Origin of the sequence: Citrobacter sp. Cpo040 (genome assembly GCF_030332915.1) — a bacterium.
GTDB classification, from domain to species: Bacteria; Pseudomonadota; Gammaproteobacteria; order Enterobacterales; family Enterobacteriaceae; genus Citrobacter; species Citrobacter portucalensis.
The window spans coordinates 42,244-63,951 of sequence record NZ_JAOWGX010000034.1; the positions used below are offsets into that span (position 1 = coordinate 42,244).

At 52.2% G+C, this 21,708-nt stretch carries 20 protein-coding genes; 17 read left to right on the top strand and 3 right to left on the bottom strand.

Annotated elements, in window-relative coordinates:
* Nucleotides 1–21 precede the first annotated feature (21 nt).
* Both flgK and flgL read left to right on the top strand, forming a co-directional pair.
* Nucleotides 22–1,680, top strand: coding sequence for a flagellar hook-associated protein FlgK (gene flgK / locus OGX86_RS04900; RefSeq protein ID WP_048214465.1), 1,659 nt, complete (start codon nucleotides 22–24; stop codon nucleotides 1,678–1,680).
* 14 nt (nucleotides 1,681–1,694) lie between these two features.
* Nucleotides 1,695–2,648 (top strand): flagellar hook-associated protein FlgL, encoded by a 954-nt coding sequence (flgL, locus tag OGX86_RS04905; RefSeq protein WP_048226966.1) that lies wholly within the window; start codon nucleotides 1,695–1,697, stop codon nucleotides 2,646–2,648.
* Nucleotides 2,649–2,725: 77 nt separating this feature from the next.
* Here the strand turns inward: flgL and OGX86_RS04910 are convergent, their stop codons facing one another.
* Nucleotides 2,726–3,925, bottom strand: a complete 1,200-nt coding sequence (locus OGX86_RS04910) for an MFS transporter (RefSeq protein WP_286639439.1) — start codon at nucleotides 3,923–3,925, stop codon at nucleotides 2,726–2,728.
* A gap of 99 nt (nucleotides 3,926–4,024) precedes the next feature.
* Here OGX86_RS04910 and OGX86_RS04915 point away from each other — a divergent pair, with 99 nt between their 5' ends.
* On the top strand, nucleotides 4,025–4,972 hold the full coding sequence (locus OGX86_RS04915) for a LysR family transcriptional regulator (RefSeq protein ID WP_373660851.1): 948 nt from the start codon (nucleotides 4,025–4,027) through the stop codon (nucleotides 4,970–4,972).
* Between the two features lie 40 nt (nucleotides 4,973–5,012).
* On the opposite strand, the gene rne is transcribed toward OGX86_RS04915, so the two are convergent.
* Nucleotides 5,013–8,276, bottom strand: a complete 3,264-nt coding sequence (rne, locus tag OGX86_RS04920; protein ID WP_286639446.1) for a ribonuclease E — start codon at nucleotides 8,274–8,276, stop codon at nucleotides 5,013–5,015.
* A 574-nt stretch (nucleotides 8,277–8,850) separates the two neighbouring features.
* On the opposite strand from rne, the gene rluC reads away from it, so the two are divergent.
* Nucleotides 8,851–9,804: a 23S rRNA pseudouridine(955/2504/2580) synthase RluC gene (gene rluC, locus OGX86_RS04925; protein WP_003036228.1), complete on the top strand. Its 954-nt coding sequence runs from the start codon at nucleotides 8,851–8,853 to the stop codon at nucleotides 9,802–9,804.
* An 82-nt stretch (nucleotides 9,805–9,886) separates the two neighbouring features.
* On the opposite strand, the gene OGX86_RS04930 is transcribed toward rluC, so the two are convergent.
* On the bottom strand, nucleotides 9,887–10,471 hold the full coding sequence (locus tag OGX86_RS04930; protein ID WP_003832177.1) for a Maf family protein: 585 nt from the start codon (nucleotides 10,469–10,471) through the stop codon (nucleotides 9,887–9,889).
* A 197-nt stretch (nucleotides 10,472–10,668) separates the two neighbouring features.
* Between OGX86_RS04930 and yceD the strand changes: the two genes are divergently transcribed.
* The 13 genes from yceD (at nucleotide 10,669) to OGX86_RS04995 (ending at nucleotide 21,434) form a co-directional block, all read left to right on the top strand.
* Nucleotides 10,669–11,190: a 23S rRNA accumulation protein YceD gene (yceD, locus tag OGX86_RS04935; protein ID WP_003036239.1), complete on the top strand. Its 522-nt coding sequence runs from the start codon at nucleotides 10,669–10,671 to the stop codon at nucleotides 11,188–11,190.
* A 16-nt stretch (nucleotides 11,191–11,206) separates the two neighbouring features.
* A complete protein-coding gene (rpmF, locus tag OGX86_RS04940; RefSeq protein WP_003036242.1) occupies nucleotides 11,207–11,380 on the top strand; it encodes a 50S ribosomal protein L32 in 174 nt (57 codons plus the stop codon).
* A 123-nt stretch (nucleotides 11,381–11,503) separates the two neighbouring features.
* Entirely contained in the window at nucleotides 11,504–12,583 is a 1,080-nt protein-coding gene (gene plsX / locus OGX86_RS04945; protein WP_071846967.1) for a phosphate acyltransferase PlsX, read from the top strand.
* 77 nt (nucleotides 12,584–12,660) lie between these two features.
* The gene (gene fabH / locus OGX86_RS04950) at nucleotides 12,661–13,614 is read left to right on the top strand and encodes a beta-ketoacyl-ACP synthase III (protein ID WP_003832181.1); all 954 of its coding nucleotides are present in this window, start codon (nucleotides 12,661–12,663) and stop codon (nucleotides 13,612–13,614) included.
* 15 nt (nucleotides 13,615–13,629) lie between these two features.
* A complete protein-coding gene (gene fabD, locus OGX86_RS04955) occupies nucleotides 13,630–14,559 on the top strand; it encodes an ACP S-malonyltransferase (RefSeq protein ID WP_286639448.1) in 930 nt (309 codons plus the stop codon).
* Nucleotides 14,560–14,571: 12 nt separating this feature from the next.
* On the top strand, nucleotides 14,572–15,306 hold the full coding sequence (gene fabG / locus OGX86_RS04960; RefSeq protein WP_003036255.1) for a 3-oxoacyl-ACP reductase FabG: 735 nt from the start codon (nucleotides 14,572–14,574) through the stop codon (nucleotides 15,304–15,306).
* 154 nt (nucleotides 15,307–15,460) lie between these two features.
* The gene (gene acpP / locus OGX86_RS04965; RefSeq protein ID WP_000103754.1) at nucleotides 15,461–15,697 is read left to right on the top strand and encodes an acyl carrier protein; all 237 of its coding nucleotides are present in this window, start codon (nucleotides 15,461–15,463) and stop codon (nucleotides 15,695–15,697) included.
* Between the two features lie 85 nt (nucleotides 15,698–15,782).
* Complete coding sequence (gene fabF, locus OGX86_RS04970; protein WP_003036260.1) at nucleotides 15,783–17,024, top strand: beta-ketoacyl-ACP synthase II; 1,242 nt, start codon at nucleotides 15,783–15,785, stop codon at nucleotides 17,022–17,024.
* A gap of 135 nt (nucleotides 17,025–17,159) precedes the next feature.
* Complete coding sequence (gene pabC, locus OGX86_RS04975; protein WP_286639450.1) at nucleotides 17,160–17,969, top strand: aminodeoxychorismate lyase; 810 nt, start codon at nucleotides 17,160–17,162, stop codon at nucleotides 17,967–17,969.
* 2 nt (nucleotides 17,970–17,971) lie between these two features.
* Nucleotides 17,972–18,994 carry a cell division protein YceG gene (gene yceG / locus OGX86_RS04980; protein ID WP_008784373.1) on the top strand — a complete coding sequence of 341 codons (1,023 nt, stop codon included), beginning with the start codon at nucleotides 17,972–17,974 and terminating at the stop codon, nucleotides 18,992–18,994.
* Nucleotides 18,984–19,625, top strand: coding sequence for a dTMP kinase (gene tmk / locus OGX86_RS04985; RefSeq protein ID WP_048214457.1), 642 nt, complete (start codon nucleotides 18,984–18,986; stop codon nucleotides 19,623–19,625). The genes yceG and tmk overlap by 11 nt, the downstream gene beginning before the upstream one ends.
* Nucleotides 19,622–20,626, top strand: a complete 1,005-nt coding sequence (gene holB / locus OGX86_RS04990) for a DNA polymerase III subunit delta' (RefSeq protein WP_286639453.1) — start codon at nucleotides 19,622–19,624, stop codon at nucleotides 20,624–20,626. The genes tmk and holB overlap by 4 nt, the downstream gene beginning before the upstream one ends.
* 10 nt (nucleotides 20,627–20,636) lie before the next feature.
* Complete coding sequence (locus tag OGX86_RS04995; protein ID WP_048214455.1) at nucleotides 20,637–21,434, top strand: metal-dependent hydrolase; 798 nt, start codon at nucleotides 20,637–20,639, stop codon at nucleotides 21,432–21,434.
* The last annotated feature ends 274 nt before the right edge of the window (nucleotides 21,435–21,708 follow it).

The following is a 21,708-nucleotide window of genomic DNA, read 5'->3' on the forward strand; positions in this document are numbered from 1 at the left end:
GAAGGATTACAAGGAACCTCCATGTCCAGCTTGATTAATAACGCGATGAGTGGACTCAGCGCAGCGCAGGCCGCGTTGAATACTGCCAGTAACAACATCTCCAGCTATAACGTTGCCGGATATACCCGACAGACGACAATTATGGCGCAAGCGAACAGCACGCTGGGTGCGGGGGGCTGGGTAGGCAATGGTGTCTATGTTTCTGGTGTACAACGTGAATATGACTCCTTTATCACTAACCAGTTGCGAGCAGCGCAGAACCAGAGCAGCGGTCTGACGACACGTTATGAGCAAATGTCAAAAATCGACAATCTGCTCTCCAGCAAAACCAGTTCTATTTCGACCTCCATGCAGGACTTTTTTACCAGCCTGCAAACGCTGGTCAGCAACGCCGAAGATCCGGCGGCACGCCAGGCGCTAATCGGTAAAGCTGATGGATTGGTAAATCAGTTTAAAACGACCGACCAGTATCTGCGCGATCAGGATAAGCAGGTCAATACCGCGATTAAAGCCAGCGTTGATCAGATCAACAACTATTCGAAACAAATTGCCAGCCTCAACGACCAGATTTCTCGTATGACAGGCGTCGGCGCAGGTGCGTCTCCTAACGACCTGCTTGATCAGCGCGATCAGCTGGTCAGTGAATTGAATCAGATTGTCGGTGTTGAAGTCAGCATTCAGGATGGTGGCACTTACAACCTGACCATGGCCAACGGCTATTCGCTGGTGCAGGGCAGCAATGCACGTCAACTGGCGGCAGTGCCTTCCAGCGATGATCCTAATCGTACAACCGTGGCCTACGTTGATGGCGTTGCCGGAGCTGTTGAAATTCCGGAGAAACTGCTGAATACCGGTTCACTGGGTGGGCTGCTCACCTTCCGTTCTCAGGAGCTGGATCAGACGCGTAATACCCTCGGCCAACTGGCGCTTGCATTTGCCAGTGCATTTAACGCCCAGCATAAAGAAGGTTTTGATGCCAACGGCGATCAGGGTAAGGATTTCTTTGCTATCGGCAGCCCGGAAGTCTTCAACAACGCGAAAAATACGGGCACAGGATCGTTAAGCGCTAAGATCACTGACAGCTCCGCTGTACAGGCGACAGACTATAAAATCGTTTTTGATGGGAAGGACTGGCAGGTTACTCGCCTGGCGGATAATACCAGCTTCAAAGCCACCGTTACCGGTGGAAAAATGTCCTTTGACGGGATGGAAATCACCGTTAATGCTGGCGCGAAAGCTAATGACAGTTTTACTGTAAAACCCGTGAGTAACGCTATCGTTGATATGAAAGTTATGGTGACCGATGAGTCGAAAATCGCCATGGCTCAAGTGTCTAAAAATGATACGGACCCCACCATCGATAAAGGCAAGAGCGACAACCGTAACGGTCAGAAACTGTTAGATCTGCAAACCAAAGCGACTGTCGGCAATAAGACCTTCAACGATGCATATGCCACGCTGGTAAGCGATGTCGGGAACAAAACCGCTACGCTGAAAACCAGTGCCACCACCCAGAACAACGTGGTGACACAGCTTTACCGGCAGCAACAGTCTATTTCCGGCGTTAACCTCGACGAAGAGTACGGTAATTTACAGCGTTTTCAGCAGTATTACCTGGCTAACGCGCAAGTGCTGCAGACCGCGAATGCGTTGTTTGATGCACTGATTAATATCCGCTAAGGGAGAGGGACACAATGCGTATCAGCACCCAGATGATGTACCAGCAGAATATGCGTGGCATCACTAACTCTCAGGCTGAATGGATGAAGTTCGGCGAGCAGATGTCAACGGGCAAACGCGTGATCAACCCATCAGACGATCCGATTGCCGCCTCGCAGGCCGTGGTACTTTCTCAGGCTCAGGCGCAGAACAGCCAATATACGCTGGCACGCTCATTCGCGACGCAAAAGGTGTCGCTGGAAGAGAATGTTCTGAGCCAGGTGACGACGGCAATTCAGGCTGCACAGGAAAAAATCGTTTATGCCGGGAACGGAACGTTAAGTGATGACGACCGTGCATCGCTGGCCACCGACCTACAGGGGATCCGCGATCAGCTGATGAACCTGGCAAACAGTACCGACGGTAATGGTCGCTATATTTTCGGTGGATATAAAACAGAATCCGCACCGTTTGCCCAGGCAGATGGCGCTTACAGCGGCGGTACAACAAACGTTACCCAACAGGTCGATGCCTCCCGAACCATGGTGATTGGTCATACTGGCGATAAAGTATTCGCCAACCTGACAAGCAACGCGGTACCGGAACCTGGTGGCGGCACTCAGGAAAAGAACCTGTTTAAAATGCTGGATAGCGCGATTGCAGAGCTCAAAATCCCGATTGCGGGTGATGATGTGGCAAAAGACAAAGCCGCTGCTGCCATTGATAAAACCAACCGTGGCCTGAAAAACTCGTTGAATAACGTCCTGTCCGTTCGTGCAGAATTAGGTACGCAGCTGAGTGAATTAAGCTCGCTGGATTCACTGGGCGCCGATCGTGCATTAGGCCAAACCCAGCAGATGAGTAATCTGGTGGATGTCGACTGGAACGCCGCGATCTCGTCTTATGTCATGCAGCAGGCTGCGCTACAGGCATCCTATAAAGCATTTACCGATATGCAGGGAATGTCGTTGTTCCAGCTTAATCGGTAATAACTCTTTTTGAACATATCTTGAAACTGGGTATGTTTGTCTGCCCGCTCCTTTAACACCCCGGAGCGGGCATTTTTTTAGGCAACCGACGTCTTACTAAGCGACGGGTTCCCCGTCAGTCTTATGACCAATGCAATTGCACTGCTGAAGGTAGTCAACGCAACGACACCTTCCCAATTGGCCAGGGCGTAGACCTGACTTCCGAGAACCGAACCCAGCGCCATACCGATAAACACCATCGTAAACAGCAGAGCGTTCAATCGTCCTCGTGCCAGAGGCTCCAGGCTATAGACCAGATTCTGGTGAGCAACCAGGCTGGATTGCAATCCGAGATCAAAACCTACCGCCGAAAGGGCGATGAGCAGCCACTGCCCCTGAACGGGCAGGGCGGGTAACAAAAACATCAGAGCGAAAGATGCCGTTACCAGCAAAGCACCCAATTGCGTTACTTTTGCCGCACCTACTTTATCGGCAAGATGACCCGCCAACGGTGCGGCAAGCGCTCCGGCTGCTCCCGCGATACCAAAAGCACCCGCTATAGCGCTACCCATGTGGTAATGCTCAGATAACATTACCGCCAGCGTAGACCAGAAGGCGCTAAAAGCAATGGACAGAAAGCCTTGTGCCAGTGCTGCGCGGCGCAAGGTGGAATATCGTTGCCAAAGTTGCGCCATTGAGAACATTAATGATGGATAGCTCAACGTGGAATGGACCGTAAAGCGAGGCAGTACTTTCCACATAATCGCGGTAATTATGGCAATGCTGACGGCAGCGAGTTGATACATCTCGCGCCAGCCAAACGCTTCGCCCACCACTCCACTGACGGTACGTGAGAGTAAAATCCCCAACAGCAGGCCTGTCATCACCGTGCCCACCGTTTTTCCCTGTTTGCCTTCCGGCGCCAGAATAGCCGCCGCGGGAACGATATCTTGTGCCATGGTTGCCGCCATTCCCATCAGCAGACTCACCAGTAATAGCGAATGCAACTGACCGGTAAAGCTACAGGCCAGCAGCAGCGCGGCAAGAGAGATGCTTTTCAGCAGGATTAATGTCCGGCGGTCATAACGATCGCCTAATGGCAATAAAAACAATATACCTAACGCATATCCCGCCTGGGTCAGCGTCGGGACCAACCCCATACCGGTGAGACTTAAGGCCAGATCCTGACCCATTAAAGGCAGAAGAGGCTGGGCGTAGTAAATAGCGGCCACGCTGAATCCGGCGCCCATTGCCAGAACAAAAATGACCCAACGGGAAAGTGCGGTATGTGTGTTCACAAATGATTCCTCAATCACAGGATGTGCGGCTATTTTTATCCTTAAGCGAGTGGTGCGGTAGCGAGCGCAGTGGTAAAACAGTTATACGTCAGACGTATGATGAAACTGAAAATGATAAAAAATGAACGTATAGACAGGGTGGAGCTAATGCGTACGTTTGTACGTATTGTCGAAGCAGGATCGCTTTCGGCAGCGGCAAAACAGATAGGGACGACACAGGCGACCGTTAGCCGACGGCTGCAATCGCTGGAGACGCTGCTGGGTGTGAAACTGCTTATGCGTACCACGCATGCGATGAAATTGACCGACGACGGCGAAAGAGGCTATCAGCATGCTAAGAAGATTATTGATGCCTGGCTGGCGCTGGAAGATGGACTTAATGTCACAGAAGATGAACCGGTGGGGACGTTGCGAGTCCGCGCACCGCATGCCTTCGGGCAACAACAACTACTTGAGCCGCTTTTGCAGTTTCTTTCGCGCTATCCCCAGTTGGCAGTAGAGTGGATGCTCAACGATAAAACCGTTGATTTTCTGAGCGATAATATTGATTGCGCGATCAGGGTTGGTGCTGAGGTGGATCCGGCCACGGTTTCCGTCTTACTGGCTGAAGTTCCCCGTAGTATGGTGGTGAGTCCAGGACTGCTGGAGCAATATGGCGAGCTTTCTCATCCTGAGCAGTTATCAGCGCTGCCCTGGATTGCAGTGAACACGTTTTATCAGCATAGCGTTTCGTTGTTGCACCAATTGCGTAATGAGCCAGTCACGCTGAATATTTCACCCAGATTAAGCACAGACAGTATTTATGTCGCAAGAAATGCCGCGCTGGCGGGGTTGGGAGTGACTATTGTTTCAAGCTGGATGGTGGCGGAGGATATTGCCGACGGACGTCTGGTTGCGTTGCTACCTGAGTGGCATGCGGCGCCGTTGCCTGTACATTTGGTTTATCCGTGGGCGCGTTACTATCCGACCCGCTTACGCAAGTTTCTGGCCCTAATGAAGGATGTTATGCCGCAGCTGACGGGGATGAAAGGCGTAGATCAGATATAAAAAAGCCGACCCGAAGGCCGGCTTTGATATTGATTATGGCTTACTCAACAGGCTGTGGACGTGTTGCTGGCGCAGTCGCTTGATGCGTTGCGCTATGTCCACCTGCGGCACCTTTGCCTTCAAAGGCGAATGCCGGACGCTGCCAGTCGCTATGACGCGGCGCTTCTGGCACATATTCCGGTGCCGGAGCGCGGGTCATTGGCGCGGTTGCATGGCTATGCAGGTGTTCAGCATCAGCGCTTGCTGCGACAACTTCAGCCTTAACGACTTCAGTTTCGACGACAGGCGCGGCAACAACGACTTTCGGCGCTGCAACCTCTTCAACAGCTGGCGCTGTTTCCACAACTTCAGCAATCTCTTCAACCACTTCTGGCTGGGGAATAACCACCTCTGCAGGCTCTTCGGCAACCGGTGCAGTCACAACGTCAGCCACAGGTTCGGCTTCAGCGGCGATTTCTTCTGCTACGGGCGCATCAGATGCAGCGATAATTTGCGGTTGTTCCTCGACTGGGGTCGCAATCACTTCTGGATGCGTGGTTTCAACCTGTGTGGTTTCAACAACGGCGGCCTGAGGCTCAGCTACGACAACCTCTGGTTGCACGGCTTCAACCAGCGCAGGGGTATCCACAATGTGTTCAACGGCAGCGGCAGCAACCTGAGGCTCTACGGCGACAGGTGCAGCTTGCTGCTGGACCATTTCCTGTTCACGCTGTTCTTCAACCTGCTGATCCTGAGGACGTGCAACAGGGTAGCGGATCCAAACCTTACCGGACGCTAATTCAGGAGATGCGCAGGCGACCGTTAACGGCATCGGCGACTGAACCGGATAACGCTCGTCACGGTAACGACGACGACGCTGTCCACTGACGCGCAGATGGCGAGGAGAGCGGCGAGAACGACGCGGCATACCGTTGGAGTCACGAGCTTCGCTGTTGTCTTCCTGCTCAGTCGCAACGACGGCTGGCAGATCAACTTTCGCCAGTTCGGTGCGCTGTGCCGGTACCGGCTGTTCTGTTGGTTGAGCAACAGCAGTTTCAGCGATTGCAGCAACAGTAGCCACTTCGGCTTCAACCGCCGGGCTGTCTGTGAAACGAACTTTCTGAGTCAACTGACGCTGTTTGCGGCGGGTTTGAGGCTGACGTACGCGCTCTTCCTGCTCAGTATCCTGCACAGGTTGTTCAGCCTGGTTCAGCTCTTTAACTTCCTGCTGAGCCTGACGCTTGTCATCGTTACGACGGCGGTTGCGTTCGCGACGCGGCGCCTGCTGTTCATCACCGGATTTCGCTTTGTCTGCAACATCAGTGGTTTGCTGGCGGTTATCGCGAGCTTCCGCATTTTGCTGCTGGGACTGACGACGGTTACGGCGGTTATCTTCACGGTTTTCGCCGTTTTCTGAACGTTCGCTACGGTTGTCGCGGTCACCGCGATTATCACGGTTATCACGACGATCGTTACGGTCGCGACGATTGTTCTGACGCGGTTTACGACGATCCTGCTGGCGTTCGGTTTTCTCTTCAGCTTTCGGCGCAGGTTGTTCAACCGGTTTCAATTCTTCGCTACCACCGAAGATGGACTTCAGTGCGCCAAAGAAACGGCTAATCAAACCGGGTTGTGCGGCAACGGCTGCGGTTGCTGCTGCAGCTTTAGGCGCGGTGGCTTTCGCGGCAGGTTCCTGCAGAGCAGGGGCTGGCGGAACGTCTGGCATGGCGAAGGTGGCCAGCGCCGGTTGCTCAGGCTGTTTACGCTCGACGTACTCTTCTTCCGTCGGCAATGCCATTGCCTCTTCATGCAGTTTCGGCAGCAGGTAGCTCAGGGTCGGTGTTTCTTCCCCTTTACGTACGCGCAGCACAGAATAGTGCGGGGTTTCCATCTGATCGTTTGGCACGATCACACAGCGCACGCCATTCTGACGCGTTTCGATAGCATTAACCGCGGTACGTTTTTCGTTGAGCAGGTAAGAGGCGATTGGCACAGGAACAATAGCATGAACTTCTTGCGTATTTTCTTTCAGTGCTTCTTCTTCGATCAGACGCAGAATAGACAGCGACAGTGATTCGTTATCACGTACGGTACCGGTGCCGGAACAGCGTGGGCACACGTGATGGCTGGATTCACCCAGAGACGGGCTCAGACGCTGACGAGACATCTCCAGCAGACCGAAGCGAGAAATATGGCTGATCTGAATACGCGCTCTGTCCTGGCGTACGGCCTCGCGCAGACGGTTTTCAACCGCGCGCTGGTGGCGAACCGGCGTCATATCAATGAAGTCGATTACAATCAGACCGCCGAGGTCGCGCAGGCGCAGCTGACGGGCAATTTCATCGGCTGCTTCAAGGTTAGTGTTGAACGCAGTTTCTTCGATGTCGCCGCCGCGAGTTGCGCGCGCGGAGTTGATATCGATAGCGGTCAGTGCCTCTGTGCTGTCAATAACGATTGAGCCGCCGGACGGCAGACGCACTTCGCGCTGGAACGCGGATTCAATCTGAGACTCGATCTGATAGTGGCTGAACAGCGGGATTTCACCGGTGTACAGTTTGATTTTGCTGCTGAAATCCGGACGACCCAGTGCGGCGATGTGCTGACGTGCCATCTCCATCACTTTCGGATTATCGATAAGGATTTCGCCGATGTCCTGACGTAAGTAGTCACGGAAAGCGCGAACGATAACGTTGCTTTCCTGGTGGATCAGGAACGGAGCAGGGCGGCTGTCAGCGGCTTTTTGAATCGCTTCCCAGTGCTTCAGGCGGAAGCTCAGGTCCCACTGCAGTGCTTCGGCGGATTTGCCGACCCCTGCGGTACGCACGATAAGCCCCATGCCATCAGGCAGTTCCAGGCTTGCCAGCGCTTCTTTTAATTCGGTACGGTCGTCGCCTTCAATGCGACGGGAGATACCGCCCGCGCGCGGGTTGTTCGGCATCAGAACCAGATAACTACCCGCCAGGCTGATAAAGGTAGTCAGCGCAGCGCCTTTATTGCCGCGTTCTTCTTTATCGATCTGAACGATGACTTCCTGACCTTCGCGCAACACGTCTTTAATGTTGGGACGACCATGGGAGTTGTAGTTAGCGGGGAAGTATTCGCGGGCAATTTCTTTTAACGGGAGGAAACCGTGACGTTCAGCGCCGTAGTCAACAAAAGCAGCTTCCAGACTCGGTTCAATACGTGTAATTTTGCCTTTATAGATGTTGGCTTTTTTCTGTTCGTGTCCAGGACTTTCGATATCCAGATCGTACAGACGTTGCCCATCTACAAGGGCGACACGCAACTCTTCCTGCTGAGTTGCGTTAATTAACATTCTTTTCATCGTAACTTACTCATTATTCTTACATTGACGACTAAGCTGCGGGCAGAGTAATGCCTTTCCGGGTGTGAACCGATGGCCTCGTGTCTATTCGCGTCGCCAACCTCACGGTTATCGTCAGCTCAAAGAGGCGCAGAGTGTCGGTTGCCTGCATTTCATACGGAAACACAGCGCAATTATCAGGGGAACAGTCTGGGTGTTACTCTCCAGAAAAGCTTCCATATTACCGGTAAGGACTGCAACCCGCAGCCCGCTAACTGCCTGAAAGATCAATACGTCTTACGCCATTGCTGCGTTGATGATCGGTCGGGCAAAATTGGGTCATTCCGGAAAAGTTCTTGTTTTAACAAGATTCAACACGGAAACAACCTCATTATTCCACTGCTAACCTTGTTATAGCAAGATGACTTTTGCCATTTATCACCCGGTTACTCACAGTTTTTTCACTTCCGCGTAGTGATTGCTTTAATAACCACCAAATCGGCTATGTCAAACTTAAGTAATAGGGTATAGCAGTTAATATAAGCATAGAAAAATGTGTGGCGCGAATCTTGATGGCTATTTAAAATCGGCCCCCATGAAAACAGAGACTCCAGCCGTAAAAACAGTTGCCATTACTGCCGACGAAGCAGGGCAACGCATCGATAACTTTTTGCGCACCCAGCTTAAGGGCGTGCCGAAAAGTATGATTTATCGCATTTTGCGTAAAGGCGAAGTGCGGGTGAATAAAAAACGCATTAAACCCGAGTACAAACTCGAAGACGGGGATATTGTGCGTATTCCACCTGTGCGTGTCGCTGAACGTGAAGAAGAGGCCATTTCACCGAACCTGCAAAAGGTCGCGGCGCTGACCGACGTCATTTTATATGAAGATGACCACATTCTGGTGCTTAACAAACCTTCAGGTACGGCCGTACATGGCGGAAGCGGGTTAAGCTTTGGCGTCATTGAAGGATTACGAGCACTGCGCCCGGAAGCGCGTTTCCTTGAACTGGTGCATCGCCTCGACCGGGATACCTCCGGCGTGCTGCTGGTTGCCAAAAAACGCTCAGCCTTGCGTTCATTGCATGAACAACTGCGTGAAAAAGGCATGCAGAAAGACTATCTCGCGCTGGTTCGAGGCCAATGGCAGTCGCATGTCAAAACCGTGCAGGCGCCGCTGTTAAAGAACATTCTGCAAAGTGGCGAGCGTATCGTGCGGGTGAACCAGGAAGGCAAACCGTCAGAAACACGTTTTAAAGTGGAAGAGCGCTATGCGTTTGCCACGCTTGTGCGCTGTAGCCCGGTGACCGGACGTACGCACCAGATTCGTGTGCATACCCAGTATGCCGGTCATCCAATTGCTTTTGACGATCGCTACGGTGACCGTGAGTTCGATAAGCAACTGGCGGATACGGGGTTGAATCGACTTTTCCTGCACGCCGCAGCGTTGAAATTTACCCATCCGGGAACGGGTGAAGTGATGCGTATTGAGGCGCCGATGGATAAGCAATTGAAGCGCTGCCTCGAAGTTTTACGCAGTAAAGCCTGATGCGCGTTGCTTATCAGGCCTACAATCGTGTGATGCGTCGTAGGCCTGATAAGACGCATCGCGTCGCCATCAGGCAGATCAATCAGGCATTCAACGGGTTCATCTCTTCCCGCCGCAGCATTTGACACAACGCGATAAGCGGCAAACCGATCAGGGTATTTGGGTCACGACCCTCCAGGCGTTCAAAGAGTGCAATACCTAACCCTTCACTTTTGAAGCTACCTGCACAATGGAGCGGGCGCTCTTTGCGCAGATAATCATCAATTTCCGCCTCGCTTAAATGACGGAAATGGACGTCAAAAGGTTCTACTTCAGTTTGTAAATGTCCGGTCGCAGAATTATACAGCGCCAGTCCGGTGTAAAACGTCACAATATTGCCACGGGCTTTGAGTAATTGTTGGCGCGCATTTTCTTCAGTTAATGGTTTGCCGGTTATTTCACCATCAAGAACACAAATTTGATCGGAGCCAATAATCAGATGCGATGGGTAACGGTGGGCGAGAGATTGCGCTTTTTTCTGCGCCAGTCGCAAGACTAAATGGCGTGGTGCTTCGCCGGGCAACGGCGTTTCATCAACCTCTGGCGCAGCGCATTCAAACGGGATTGCCAGTTTTTCGAGTAAAGCGCGACGCCAGGGGGAGGTAGAAGCAAGAATAAGTTGAGGCATATTTTTTCCCTCGCATATAGCGTATTGATGAGAGCCATTTTAAACTATGGACTTCGACCTACAAGCTGGCTGTAGTGGCTTGTCTTGAGCGATTTTAAGTCGATGACCCGCAATGTGTGCGAATTATTGGCAAAAGGCAACCACAGGCTGCCTTTTTCTTTGACTATATGACGTTACAAAGTTAATATGCGCGCCCTATGCAAAAGGTAAAATTACCCCTGACTCTTGATCCGGTTCGTACGGCTCAAAAACGCCTCGATTATGAAGGTATCTATACTTCTGATCTGGTTGAGCGCGTCGCCGATTCTGTAGTCAGTGTGGACAGTGATGTGGAATGCTCCATGTCGTTCGCTATCGATAACCAGCGTCTCGCCGTTATAACCGGTGATGCGAAGGTATCGGTTACGCTCGAATGTCAGCGTTGCGGGAAACCGTTCCCACTTCATGTTCACACAACATATTGTTTTAGTCCTGTCCGTTCTGACGAGCAGGCTGAAGCACTCCCGGAAGCGTATGAGCCGATTGAGGTTAACGAATTCGGTGAAATCGATCTGCTTGCAATGGTTGAAGATGAGATTATCCTCTCCTTGCCGGTAGTTCCGGTGCATGATTCTGAACACTGTGAAGTGTCCGAGGCGGACATGGTCTTTGGCGAATTGCCTGATGAAGCGCAAAAACCAAACCCATTTGCCGTATTAGCCAGCTTAAAGCGTAAGTAATTGAGGAGTAAGGTCCATGGCCGTACAACAGAATAAACCAACCCGTTCCAAACGTGGCATGCGTCGTTCTCATGACGCTCTGACCGCAGTCACCAGCCTGTCTGTAGACAAAACTTCTGGTGAACAACACCTGCGTCACCACATCACTGCCGACGGTTTCTACCGTGGCCGTAAGGTAATCGCTAAGTAATCACGCATGACTCAATGGCTTTCCCACTTCTGGTGAGAAAGACAAAGAGTGAACGCGTGATGAAGCTTAGTGAGGCTTTCCCCGGGTAACTGGGGAAACACCTAACCGGGCAGCGACGATACCTTGACACGTCTAACCCTGGCGTTAGATGTCATGGGGGGAGATTTTGGCCCTACCGTGACAGTGCCTGCAGCATTGCAGGCACTGAATTCTAATTCGCAACTCACACTTCTTTTAGTCGGGGATCCCGATACAATCACGCCATTACTTGCCAAAGCTGACTTCGAACAACGTTCGCGTCTGCAGATTATCCCTGCTCAGTCAGTTATTGCCAGTGATGCCCGGCCCTCGCAAGCTATTCGCGCCAGTCGTGGAAGCTCAATGCGTGTTGCCCTGGAGCTCGTGAAAGAAGGTCAGGCACAAGCTTGTGTCAGCGCCGGTAATACGGGCGCACTCATGGGACTTGCGAAGTTATTGCTCAAACCTCTTGAGGGGATTGAGCGTCCTGCGTTGGTGACGGTGTTACCTCATCAGCAAAAGGGCAAAACGGTGGTGCTGGATTTGGGCGCCAACGTAGATTGTGATAGCACGATGTTGGTGCAATTTGCCGTCATGGGTTCCGTGCTGGCAGAAGAGGTTGTTGGCATTGCCAATCCTCGCGTAGCGTTACTCAACATCGGCGAAGAAGAAACGAAAGGTCTCGACAGTATTCGAGATGCTTCAGCTGTGCTAAAAACAATCCCTTCCATTAATTATATCGGCTATCTTGAAGCCAATGAGTTACTGACTGGCAAAACCGATGTGTTGGTCTGTGACGGTTTTACAGGTAATGTCACATTAAAGACGATGGAAGGTGTTGTCAGAATGTTCCTTTCACTGCTGAAATCTCAGGGTGAGGGCAAAAAACGGTCGTGGTGGCTTCTGTTATTAAAACGTTGGTTACAAAAAAGCCTGACAAGGCGATTTAGTCACCTCAACCCCGACCAGTATAATGGCGCCTGTCTGTTAGGATTGCGCGGCACGGTGATTAAGAGTCATGGTGCGGCCAATCAGCGAGCATTTGAAGTCGCGATTGAACAGGCAGTGCAGGCGGTGCAGCGACAAGTTCCTCAGCGAATTGCCGCTCGCCTGGAATCTGTATACCCAGCTGGATTCGAACTGCTGGACGGTGGCGAAAGCGCAAAATCACGAGCACACAGATAACGGTGCGTTTGTGAATGTGGCCAACGTATCAGCGATTTGCTCGTAGCGGTATATAACCAAAAAGTGACTGAGCGTACATGTATACGAAGATTATTGGTACTGGCAGCTATCTGCCTGAACAAGTGCGTACTAACGCCGATTTGGAAAAAATGGTTGAGACGTCTGATGAGTGGATCGTCACTCGTACAGGTATCCGTGAACGCCATATTGCAGCGCCAAATGAAACAGTTGCGACGATGGGCTTTGCCGCCGCAAACCGTGCGATTGAAATGGCGGGCATCGACAAAGAACAAATTGGTCTGATTGTGGTTGCTACCACATCATCCACTCACGCATTTCCAAGCGCGGCGTGCCAGATCCAAAGTATGCTGGGGATCAAAGGCTGTCCAGCGTTTGACGTTGCAGCCGCTTGTGCTGGCTTCACTTACGCCCTGAGCGTTGCCGACCAGTACGTTAAATCTGGCGCAGTTAAGCATGCTCTGGTCGTTGGCTCCGATGTCCTGGCCCGTACCTGCGATCCAACCGATCGCGGAACGATCATTATTTTCGGTGATGGGGCTGGTGCGGTTGTACTGAGCGCATCAGAAGAGCCAGGCATTCTCTCCACGCATCTGCACGCTGACGGTCGCTACGGCGAACTGTTGACGCTGCCTAACGCCGATCGCGTGAACCCGGAAAACCCGATCCACCTGACGATGGCGGGTAACGAAGTATTTAAAGTCGCGGTGACCGAGCTTGCGCACATCGTTGATGAAACGCTGGAAGCCAATAATCTCGACCGTTCTGCGCTGGACTGGCTGGTGCCGCATCAGGCTAACCTGCGCATTATCAGCGCGACAGCTAAAAAGCTGGGTATGTCGATGGATAATGTTGTCGTGACGCTCGACAGACATGGTAATACCTCTGCTGCCTCCGTACCGTGCGCGCTGGACGAAGCCGTCCGCGACGGGCGTATTAAAGCTGGGCAGTTGATATTGCTTGAAGCCTTCGGGGGTGGATTCACCTGGGGCTCCGCGCTGGTTCGTTTTTAGTATAAGGATTTAATCATGACGCAATTTGCATTTGTGTTTCCGGGGCAGGGTTCCCAGACCGTTGGGATGTTGTCTGAAATGGCAGCAAACTACCCAATTGTTGAAGAAACATTTGCTGAAGCATCAGCTGCACTGGGCTATGATCTGTGGGCGTTGACTCAGCAAGGTCCGGCTGAAGAACTGAATAAAACCTGGCAGACGCAGCCCGCGCTGTTGACCGCATCCGTTGCGCTTTATCGCGTATGGCAGCAGCAGGGGGGTAAAACACCTGCGCTGATGGCGGGTCACAGCCTGGGCGAATATTCTGCGCTGGTATGTGCGGGTGTTATCAGTTTTGCCGATGCCGTACGTCTGGTTGAACTGCGTGGCAAATTCATGCAGGAAGCGGTTCCGGAAGGCACTGGCGGCATGTCTGCTATTATCGGTCTGGACGATGCTGCTATCTCTAAAGCGTGCGAAGAGTCTGCCGAAGGCCAGGTGGTTTCACCGGTAAACTTTAACTCACCGGGTCAGGTGGTTATTGCCGGGCATAAAGAAGCCGTAGAACGTGCTGGTGCTGCCTGTAAAGCCGCGGGCGCTAAGCGTGCGCTGCCGCTGCCGGTCAGCGTTCCTTCTCACTGCGCGCTGATGAAGCCTGCCGCTGAGAAACTGGCCGTTGAGCTGCAGAAAATCATCTTTAACGCACCGACTGTTCCGGTTGTGAACAACGTCGACGTGAAGTGTGAAACTACGGCAGACGCAATTCGCGATGCGCTGGTTCGTCAGCTGTATAGCCCGGTTCAGTGGACTAAAACCGTTGAATTTATGGCATCCCAGGGCGTAGAGCACCTGTATGAAGTTGGTCCGGGTAAAGTTCTGACCGGTCTGACGAAACGTATTGTTGACACCCTGACTGCTTCGGCACTGAATGAGCCGGCGGCACTGTCTGCGGCGCTAGAGCAATAAAAGAGGAAGACCATGAGTTTTGAAGGAAAAATCGCGCTGGTTACCGGTGCAAGCCGTGGCATTGGCCGCGCAATTGCTGAGACACTTGTTGCCCGTGGCGCGAAAGTTATCGGTACTGCTACCAGCGAAAGCGGCGCGCAGGCCATTAGCGATTACTTAGGTGCAAATGGTAAAGGTCTGATGTTGAATGTGACCGATCCGGCATCTATCGAATCTGTTCTGGAAAATATTCGCGCAGAATTTGGTGAAGTCGATATCCTGGTCAATAATGCCGGGATTACTCGTGATAACCTGTTAATGCGCATGAAAGATGACGAGTGGAACGATATCATCGAAACCAACCTGTCATCTGTTTTCCGTCTGTCAAAAGCGGTAATGCGAGCTATGATGAAAAAGCGTCATGGGCGTATTATCACTATCGGTTCTGTGGTTGGTACCATGGGAAATGCGGGTCAGGCTAACTACGCTGCGGCGAAAGCGGGTCTGATCGGCTTCAGTAAATCACTGGCGCGCGAAGTTGCGTCTCGTGGCATTACTGTAAACGTTGTTGCTCCGGGCTTTATTGAAACGGACATGACGCGTGCGCTGTCTGATGATCAGCGTGCGGGTATTCTGGCGCAGGTTCCTGCGGGTCGCCTTGGCGGCGCTCAGGAAATCGCCAGTGCGGTTGCATTTTTAGCTTCTGACGAAGCAAGTTACATCACAGGTGAGACTTTGCACGTCAACGGCGGGATGTACATGGTTTAACCACGATGAAAAATATTTGCGTTATTGTAGGTCTTGGCCTCAAAATAACGTAAAATCGTGGTAAGACCTGCCGGGATTTAGTTGCAAATTTTTCAACATTTTATACACTACGAAAACCATCGCGAAAGCGAGTTTTGATAGGAAATTTAAGAGTATGAGCACTATCGAAGAACGCGTTAAGAAAATTATCGGCGAACAGCTGGGCGTTAAGCAGGAAGAAGTAACCAACAATGCTTCCTTCGTTGAAGACCTGGGCGCAGATTCTCTTGACACCGTTGAGCTGGTAATGGCTCTGGAAGAAGAGTTTGATACTGAGATTCCGGACGAAGAAGCTGAGAAAATCACTACCGTTCAGGCTGCCATTGATTACATCAACGGCCACCAGGCGTAAGTGAACATCTCCAGGCGGTCATTCGACCGCCTGAGTTTTATCTTTTTATCCCACTTGAATTATTTTCCCTCCCTGGAGGACAACCGTGTCTAAGCGTCGTGTAGTTGTGACCGGACTGGGCATGTTGTCTCCTGTCGGCAATACCGTAGAGTCTACCTGGAAAGCTCTCCTTGCCGGTCAGAGTGGCATCAGCCTGATCGACCATTTCGATACTAGCGCCTATGCAACGAAATTTGCTGGCTTAGTAAAGGATTTTAACTGTGAAGACATTATCTCGCGCAAAGAACAGCGCAAGATGGATGCCTTCATTCAATATGGAATTGTCGCTGGCGTTCAGGCCATGCAGGATTCTGGCCTCGAAATTACGGAAGAGAACGCTCATCGTATTGGCGCCGCTATCGGCTCTGGTATTGGCGGTCTCGGTCTTATCGAAGAAAACCATACCTCACTGGTAAACGGTGGACCGCGTAAGATCAGCCCGTTCTTCGTTCCGTCGACGATTGTTAACATGGTGGCTGGTCACCTGACCATCATGTACGGCCTGCAAGGGCCAAGCATCTCCATCGCGACAGCCTGTACTTCAGGCGTGCATAACATCGGTCATGCCGCACGTATCATTGCATACGGCGACGCAGACGCGATGGTTGCGGGTGGTGCTGAAAAAGCCAGTACGCCGTTGGGAGTGGGTGGCTTTGGCGCGGCACGTGCACTGTCTACGCGTAATGATAATCCGCAAGCGGCAAGCCGCCCATGGGACAAAGAGCGTGACGGTTTTGTGCTGGGCGACGGCGCTGGCATGGTGGTACTGGAAGAGTACGAGCATGCGAAAGCGCGCGGTGCAAAAATCTATGCTGAAGTCGTTGGCTTCGGTATGAGCAGCGATGCTTACCACATGACGTCGCCACCGGAAAACGGTGCAGGCGCTGCGCTGGCAATGGTCAACGCACTGCGCGATGCGGCTATCGAAGCGGGTCAGATTGGCTATGTCAACGCACATGGTACGTCCACCCCAGCGGGCGATAAAGCGGAAACCCAGGCAGTGAAATCTGTCTTTGGCGATGCGGCAAGCCGTGTAATGGTAAGCTCCACTAAATCCATGACCGGACACCTGTTGGGTGCGGCGGGCGCGGTAGAGTCAATTTTCTCTATCCTGGCGTTGCGCGATCAGGCTATTCCGCCAACCATCAACCTGGATAACCCGGATGAAGGTTGTGACCTGGACTTCGTACCTCACGAAGCGCGTCAGGTTAGTGGTCTGGAGTATGCGCTGTGTAACTCCTTTGGCTTCGGTGGTACCAACGGCTCTTTGATCTTTAAAAAGATTTAAGTCCGTCAGGTGATGCGCTAGCATCGATAGCAAATTGAAAAGGTCCGCTTGTCGGGCCTTTTTTTATTCGGTTTTCCGCCCTTGTCCTGTGTTACTCATCCTGCCAAACTAGCGGACCAGATATAAGGAGCCACCATGTTCTTAATTAATGGCTGCGAGCAAGATATGCTGGCCGCAAGCGATCGAGCGACCCAGTTTGGTGATGGCTGTTTTACCACTGCCTGTATTATCGACGGTGAAATCCCTCTCTTTGCAGCGCATCTTGAGCGTTTACAAGACGCTTGCCAAAAACTGCTGATCTCTTTTGAAGAATGGTCCGAGCTGCAAAATGAAATGAAAATGCTGGCGAAAGGGCACGTACGCGGTGTGTTGAAGGTGATTATCAGCCGTGGCAGTGGAGGCCGGGGTTACAGTGGCAAAAATTGTCATAGTGCCACACGCATCCTCTCCGTTTCAGCCTGGCCCGATCATTACGATCGTTGGCGGCAAGAAGGCATTACGCTGGCGCTAAGCCCTGTTCGGCTGGGACGTAATCCACTGCTTGCCGGGCTTAAACACCTGAATCGACTGGAGCAGGTGTTGATTCGCTCTCATCTTGAACAGACGGACGCCGATGAAGCGCTGGTTCTTGACAGCGAGGGATGGGTTACGGAATGCTGTGCGGCTAATTTGTTCTGGCGTAAAGGCGATGTGGTTTACACGCCCCGGCTGGACCAGGCCGGAGTGAACGGTATTATGCGACAATTCTGTATCCGGATGCTGGCACAATCGCCATTCAGTATTGTCGAAGTGTATGCCGGGTTGGAGGAGATAATGCAGGCTGATGAAATCGTCGTCTGTAACGCGTTAATGCCCATTATTCCCGTGCGTGCCTGTGGCGACACATTGTTGTCTTCACGTTTGTTATTCGATTATTTAGCCCCACTTTGTGAGCACCCGAATTAGTCATGAAAAAACTGTTACTTGTTGTCCTGTTATTGCTGGTTGTGCTGGGCATTGCCGCTGGAGTGGGAATGTGGAAAGTTCGCCATCTGGCGGACAGCAAATTATTGATTAAAGAAGAAACGATTTTTACGCTGAAAGCGGGGACGGGCCGTCTGGCTCTCGGCGAACAGCTGTATGCAGACAAAGTTATCAATCGTCCGCGCGTGTTCCAGTGGCTGCTGCGTGTGGAGCCCGAGCTGTCGCATTTTAAGGCCGGAACATATCGCTTCACGCCTGACATGACGGTGCGGGACATGCTGCAACTGCTGGAAAGCGGCAAAGAGGCGCAGTTCCCGTTACGTCTGGTTGAAGGGATGCGCCTGAGCGATTACCTCAAACAGCTGCGTGATGCCCCGTATATCAAACATACGTTAAGCGACGATAGCTATGAGACCGTGGCCGAGGCACTTAAGCTGGAAAACCCGCAATGGGTAGAAGGCTGGTTCTGGCCAGATACCTGGATGTATACCGCCAATACTACTGACGTAGCGTTGCTAAAACGCGCGCATCAGAAAATGGTTAAAGCGGTGGATACTGTCTGGGAGGGGCGCGCTGATGGTCTGCCTTATCAGGACAAAAATCAGCTGGTAACCATGGCTTCTATTATTGAAAAAGAAACTGCGGTTGCCAGCGAGCGCGACCAGGTGGCTTCGGTCTTTATTAACCGCTTACGTATCGGTATGCGTTTACAAACCGATCCGACCGTGATTTACGGGATGGGTACACGGTATAATGGCAAATTGTCGCGTGTGGATTTAGACACCCCGACCGCCTATAACACCTATACCATTACGGGACTGCCACCTGGCCCGATTGCCATGCCGGGAGAGGCTTCATTGCAGGCCGCGGCGCATCCGGCAAAAACGCCGTATCTCTATTTTGTGGCTGACGGTAAAGGCGGCCACACGTTTAACACCAATCTTGCCAGCCATAACCGGTCCGTGCAGGATTACCTGAAAGTGCTTAAGGAAAAAAATGGGCAGTAACTATATCGTCATTGAAGGCCTGGAAGGCGCCGGAAAAACCACCGCGCGTAACGTGGTGGTGGAGACACTTGAGCAACTCGGTATTCGTGACATGGTTTTCACCCGCGAACCTGGTGGAACGCAGCTGGCTGAGAAACTAAGAAGTCTGGTGCTGGATATTAAATCGGTCGGTGACGAGGTCATTACCGATAAAGCCGAAGTTCTGATGTTTTACGCGGCGCGTGTACAGTTGGTCGAAACCGTTATTAAACCTGCACTGGCGAAAGGCGCGTGGGTAATTGGCGATCGTCACGATCTGTCGACCCAGGCGTATCAGGGCGGCGGACGCGGTATCGATCAAAATATGCTGGCAACCTTGCGCGATGCGGTGCTTGGTGATTTTCGCCCGGACCTGACGATTTATCTGGATGTGACACCAGAAGTCGGGTTGAAGCGTGCCCGTGCCCGCGGCGAGCTGGATCGTATTGAGCAGGAATCTTTCGACTTCTTTAATCGTACCCGCGCGCGCTATCTTGAGCTGGCTGCCAAAGACGCCAGTATTCGTACTATAGATGCTACGCAGCCGTTGGAGGCTGTGATGGCTGATATCCGTCATACCATCACCCAATGGGTGAAGGAGCAGGGCGCATGAAATGGTACCCATGGTTACGACCGGATTTTGAAAAACTGGTAGCCAGCTACCAGACGGGTCGTGGTCACCATGCGTTACTGATTCAGGCGTTACCCGGAATGGGCGACGACGCGCTGATTTACGCCCTCAGCCGCTATTTAATGTGCCAGCAGCCGGAAGGGCATAAAAGCTGCGGACAGTGCCGCGGCTGTCAGCTAATGCAGGCGGGGACGCACCCTGACTACTATTCGTTGCTGCCGGAAAAAGGCAAAAGCACGCTGGGGGTTGATGCGGTACGCGAAGTCAGTGAAAAGCTGTACGAGCATTCGCGTCTCGGCGGTGCGAAGGTCGTGTGGATCCCGGATGCCGCCCAGTTAACCGATGCCGCCGCCAACGCCTTGCTGAAAACGTTGGAAGAACCCCCGGCACAAACCTGGTTTTTCCTCGCCAGCACAGAGCCAGCTCGCTTGCTGGCGACATTACGCAGTCGTTGCCGGTTACATCATCTTGCGCCACCTCCGGAGTCGTATGCGATCTCCTGGCTTGCTCGTGAGGTGACTGCGTCGTCAGAAGCGCTGCTTAGCGCGTTGCGCCTGAGCGCAGGTTCGCCTGGCGCGGCACTTACGTTGTTACAGGCTGAAAGCTGGGCGCACCGCACAGATTTTTGTGCGGCACTGGGGAACACATTAAACGAAGGCGACTGGTATATCTTGCTCGCGGCGTTAAACCACGATCAGGCTGCCACCCGTTTACACTGGCTGGCAACGTTGTTGACCGATGCGTTGAAACGTCCGTATGGCGTTTCCCATTTAACGAATCCTGATGCGCTGGACCTGATATCTTCTATCGCAGAACGGTTATCCGTTGCCCAGATACAGGCGATACTCGGTGACGTTTGTCATTGTCGTCAGCAACTGCTGAACGTAACAGGCGTAAACCGTGAGCTGGTGTTAACCGATCTTATTCTTCGTATTGAGCATTACCTGCAACCAGGCACCGTACTGCCTGTTCCCCATCTTTGAGAGAGACATTATGTTTTTAGTCGACTCACACTGCCATCTTGATGGCCTGGATTATCAATCTCTGCATAAGGACGTGGATGACGTGCTGGCAAAAGCGGCCGCACGTGATGTGAAATTCTGTCTTGCCGTTGCGACCACTCTGCCAGGATATCGCAGTATGCGCGAACTGGTCGGTGAGCGTGATAATGTGGTTTTCTCCTGCGGCGTGCATCCGTTAAATCAGGATGAAACCTATGATGTTGAGGACCTGCGTCGTTTTGCCGCCGAAGAGGGGGTTGTGGCGATGGGAGAAACCGGGCTGGACTATTTTTACACGCCGGAAACAAAGGTGCGCCAGCAGGAATCTTTTATCCACCATATTCAGATCGGCCGTGAGTTACAGAAGCCGGTTATCGTGCATACCCGCGATGCGCGAGCCGATACGCTGTCTATTCTGCGCGAAGAAAAAGTGACGGATTGTGGCGGCGTACTACACTGTTTTACAGAGGACAGAGAAACGGCGGGCAAATTGCTGGACCTTGGATTCTATATCTCGTTTTCCGGCATCGTCACGTTCCGAAATGCAGAGCAGCTCCGTGATGCCGCCCGCTATGTTCCTCTGGACCGGTTATTGGTCGAGACGGATTCTCCCTACCTTGCGCCTGTACCGCATCGTGGAAAAGAGAACCAGCCCGCCATGACTCGTGACGTTGCAGAGTACTTGGCCGTAGTGAAAGGTGTTGCCGTTGAAGAACTGGCGCAGGCAACCACTGATAACTTTGCCCGCCTGTTTCACATCGACGCTTCTCGCCTGCAATCTGTTCGTTAACTGACTTTTTTTAAAGCTCGTAATTAATCACTAATGCGAGTAAAGTTCACCGCCACAAAATGGGCGGTGAATAACCAGTTTGACACATTCAGAAACTCATTTTATCGGAATGTGCGGATTTTGCGGCCATTCACGACTGAACTGTGATAGCCGTCAAACAAAAACAAACTGAATTATTTTACTCTGTGTAATAAATAAAGGGTACTTAGATGCCCTGTATACGGCGAGGTTCTCCCCCCTCGCCAATGCGTGAGAACGTAGAATACACAAAGTC